Genomic DNA, 344 nt, shown 5'->3' on the forward strand with positions numbered 1-344 from the left:
CGACCTTGCTCTTGGTGAGCATGAGGGGATGGCACATGGGGACGAGCTCGCTGGTCCGTTTGGACGCCATGATGCCGGCGACGCGCGCGCAGGCGAGCACGTCGCCCTTCTTCGCGCGGTCCTCGAGCACCATGCGCTGGGTCTCGGGATGCATGAGGATGCTGCCCTCGGCCACGGCGAGGCGCGCGGTCACCGCCTTGCCGCCCACGTCGACCATGCGCACATCGCCCTTCTCGTCCACGTGGGTGAGCTCGTCGCGGTAGGCGTCGCGCGGGGCGCCGCCGGGGGAGCGGGCGGGGTCCGCGGGCGCGCCGCCGGTCCCCGCGAGGGGCCCGCGCGCGTCG

The 344-nt window shown here is 74.4% G+C and carries 1 protein-coding gene; it reads right to left on the bottom strand.

The window, feature by feature from the left end:
• A partial coding sequence (locus tag PHA29_RS07830; protein WP_408612040.1) for a cyclic pyranopterin monophosphate synthase MoaC occupies positions 1-344 on the bottom strand: 344 nt, incomplete at both ends.

The organism is Candidatus Collinsella stercoripullorum, from assembly GCF_027669965.1.
In the GTDB taxonomy this organism is placed as follows: Bacteria; Actinomycetota; Coriobacteriia; order Coriobacteriales; family Coriobacteriaceae; genus Collinsella; species Collinsella stercoripullorum.